The organism is Mycobacterium sp. (genome assembly GCF_035633495.1).
GTDB lineage: Bacteria > Actinomycetota > Actinomycetes > Mycobacteriales > Mycobacteriaceae > Mycobacterium.
Genome location: NZ_DASQEU010000189.1, coordinates 1 through 3,479 on the forward strand (window position 1 = coordinate 1; position 3,479 = coordinate 3,479).

Below are 3,479 nucleotides of genomic sequence, written 5' to 3' on the forward strand. Positions count from 1 at the left end.
TGGCGGACCAGGCCCGGAACGCCAATCTGGTCGACGCGCTCGGCTACCGCGACCAGGCACACGCAGCGATGCGGGCCCGGGTGGGCGGGGACGTCGAGCTGCTGTTTGCGGATCGGTGGCGACCCCGCCGTCGGCCGCGCCTACCGCGGCGTCATCGGGGTCATGTCGCGCTCGTCGAGGTGCGCGGCGCGATCGCATCAGGCCGCTCGCGGCGCGGTCCGATGGGTAGGACCGCCGGGAGCGATTCGGTGGGTGCGGCGCTGCGCGCGGCCGCTGCCGACGACAACGTTCGCGCTGTTGTGCTGCATGTGGACTCCCCAGGCGGGTCCGCGGTCGCATCGGAGACGATCTGGCGTGAGGTAGTTGTGCTCCGGGCAGCGAAGCCGGTCATCGTCGCGATGGGTGGGGTCGCGGCGTCGGGCGGCTACTACGTCGCCTGCCCGGCCAACGTCATCCTCGCTCTCCCCTCGACTCTGACCGGGTCGATCGGCGTCTTCGGGGGCAAGGTGGTCGTGCGCCGGCTGCTCGACCGCGTTGGCCTCACCACTGGAAGCGTTTCGCGTGGGGAACACGCCTTGATGTTCTCGGCCCGCAGGGGCTTCGACGACGCCGAACGCGAGCGGCTTGCCGCAGCTATCGACGCGGTTTACGACGACTTCGTGGCCAAGGTGGCGCGGGGACGGGGCCGGCCGGTCGCGGAAATCGAGGCAGTGGCCCGGGGCAGAGTATGGACGGGCACCGACGCCGTCGATGCCGGCCTGGTTGACCGCCTTGGCGGGCTCCGCGACGCGGTGCAAGTCGCGCGTGCGCAGGCGGGTCTGCCAGACAATGCACGGGTATACCCGGCGATCCAGCTCGGCCCACTCGCGCGGTTCCGTCGCCCGAAGAACTCCTCGGACCCGCGGGTGAGTCTCAGCGCCACCATGCCGAGGCTGGCGGACGTCACAACCGCACTTGGGTTGCCGGCCGCCGCGGCCCTGCGGATGCCGGAGTTGCGGCTTCGCTGACACCGTGCGGGAGCCGCAAAGACGGCCGGTAGAAGGCACCCGTTTGAGATTCACCGCAATCCGGAAGGGGATCCTCTTCCGATCCTCGTCACAGGCCAACTACGACGCCGCCCCGGAAGCAACGCAACCTGCGCCGTATCAAGGCCGAGGTGGGGAACGGTCGCCTTGATCGACATTCTCAAGGAAGCAGTCCTCCGCAATGCGTGGCGTCACGCGCCGAGTGGCGGAGGGTTGTAGTTGCGCTGCTGATTGCGTTGAGTGCCATGAAGCGGTGACACCCCAGACCATGAGGTGAAGCGGCTCGCCGGTGAATCCTGCGCCCCCGCCCCCCTGAGGGATTCATGGTCGGCGGCGCGGATGTCGGTCAGTTCGTAGAACAGCCCTTTCGTTCGTCGGATTCGGAGTTCGAGCGGAACAAGTATGGAATACACGAATCGGTATTTCCGTCGCAGCAGGCGGGATGCCGCGATTGCCTCGTCGCCACGCAGTAGCCGTGCGCGGGCACCCACGAAGCTGCCCGTGGGCGTTCCGCGCGGGGTGGACGGTGCGATGGCGACGTCGGCAAAGTTTCGTATCCGCTTGACCTTTGCGGCGCCGGCGGGTGTGCTGAAGTAGGCGCGGTCGCCGTCGACAGCAACGTTGACCGGGGTACCGATCCACGAGCCGTCGCGTTTCCTGGTGTGCAGCATCATCGCCCACGTCCGCTGGAAGGGCGTCAACAGGTGCTCGCTCACGATGTGATCTCCGATCCAGTGGCGGCCCGATTGGGGGTGGGTGTCGTCAGCGCGAGGCCGAGGTCGACGAGGTACCGGGTGAGCCGCAGTCGGTGGCTGACCAGCCGGGCGAGTTCCACGGTGATCGGCTCGTGCAGCCGCTGGAGCGGCAGAGCGGTGAACGCACTCCGCACGACGAGACCGCCGTCCATTCCGTGGCGAACCCGATCCTCCGGTACCGGGATTCCCTCGCTCTCCAGGCCGATACGGTAGGCGGTGATGAGAAGCTCGTGCAGCGCGGGCAGTTGCGCAGTGTCGATCTCGCCGGCATGGGCCAAACCGACGAGCAGTTGCCCGAGGTCGTCACCGACGGCCGCCGGACCACCCAGCGTCCAGTCGATGATCACGAATCCGGCGGGATCGTCCAGTGGAACCAGCAGGTTCTGGGGACTCGCATCGCCGTGCACCAGCAATTGGGGGAGTTGCTCCAGGGAATCGAGGATGGCCGGCACCCGGTTCGCCAACTCATCCAGATCTTGCCGGAGGCCGGCCGCGTGGGCCAGCAGGGGGTGCTGCCAGAGCGCGTCGGACGACAACGCCGGAAACGCCGCCGGCAGCAGGCGACCCGAATAGTAGCTCCTGGTCACCGCGCCGCGTTGACTGAAGGCGCTGCGGGGGAGGCTGTTGCGGCGGGTGGACCGAACAGCGAATCGACCCAGCAAGGTCGCCGCGGCAGCGAATCGCCGGTCGTTCCACTCTTCGGGGCAGCATTCGACGTCTTCCAACACGATGGCGAGCCGATCGTCGCCGAGGTCGATGATCCGGTGAACCACGGGCAGCCGGAGCCCGTCGGGCAGCGCGTCCGGCAGACCCGAGAGGTAGACGTCCGCCTCGTAACGCCATTGATCACCGGCGAGCGCCGCGGCCCTCATGTCGGGCGGTAGGACATGGAACAGCGGCCAATGTCGATACGCGCGCACCACTTTGACGAACACAGACCACCGTCGAATGGCTCCGCCGACCCGCGCGTCGCCGCGGATCCGGAACAGCCCTTCGGTGGTCGGGGAGCCGAAGTCATACCCGACCGGTTCGACCCGCCACGCCGAGACAGCCGCCGTCGGCTCACCCAACGCGGACCGGGCGAGGTCGGCGATCGCATCGGCATTCGGCGTCCACGGGCCGATCGTGACCATCGGCGGGTCCGTCGTGGGGAAAGTGGGGTGTGGATCGCTCGACAGGGATGCGTCCCGGATGGTCATAACCAACTCCCCTGATAAAGTAACGTTACTTGACTAGATGAGGGTAGGGCTGCCGGGTGAGCGACGTCAACGGAGATCTCCATGAACATCCGCGCCATTTGATGTACCTGTTGCATACGACGACGCGCCGACTACGCGCCGAGGCCGAGGCCGCCGGGGGAACACTTCCACTGCAGGCCGCCCAGGCTAGGCTGCTCGATCTGATCCCGGCGCGCGGGGGACGGCTGACAGACCTCGCCCTGGCCATGCGAATCAGCAAACAGGGCCTCGGTCAGCTCGCGACCTCCCTGGCAGCGGGGGGATACATAGAGATGGTTCCGGACCCGGGTGACAATCGAGCCAAGATCATTCGCCGCACCCCGATCGGTGACGAACTGAAAGACGCGATGCGTTCCGCGATCGCCAACGTCGAGCAGCGTTGGCGAACAGAGGTCGGGGACGAACGGTACGCGACCCTTCTCGACGCACTTCAGCAGTTGGCCGGGACCGGGCGTGAACCT

Annotated in this window: 4 protein-coding genes; 2 read left to right on the plus strand and 2 right to left on the minus strand. The window is 67.4% G+C overall.

The genetic code is table 11. The features are described from left to right. Positions 1-1,007: signal peptide peptidase SppA (gene sppA / locus VET27_RS26735; RefSeq protein ID WP_526523106.1), on the plus strand; the 1,007-nt coding region annotated here is incomplete at its 5' end. 209 nt (positions 1,008-1,216) lie between these two features. Here sppA and VET27_RS26740 read toward each other — a convergent pair. Further along, entirely contained in the window at positions 1,217-1,741 is a 525-nt protein-coding gene (locus VET27_RS26740) for a PPOX class F420-dependent oxidoreductase (RefSeq protein ID WP_526523108.1), read from the minus strand. After that, complete coding sequence (locus VET27_RS26745; RefSeq protein WP_526523110.1) at positions 1,738-2,979, minus strand: phosphotransferase; 1,242 nt, start codon at positions 2,977-2,979, stop codon at positions 1,738-1,740. Before VET27_RS26745 ends, VET27_RS26740 begins: the two co-directional genes overlap by 4 nt. A 56-nt stretch (positions 2,980-3,035) precedes the next feature. Here VET27_RS26745 and VET27_RS26750 point away from each other — a divergent pair. Continuing rightward, positions 3,036-3,479 (plus strand): MarR family winged helix-turn-helix transcriptional regulator (locus VET27_RS26750; RefSeq protein ID WP_526523112.1); only part of this gene is annotated, 444 nt, incomplete at its 3' end.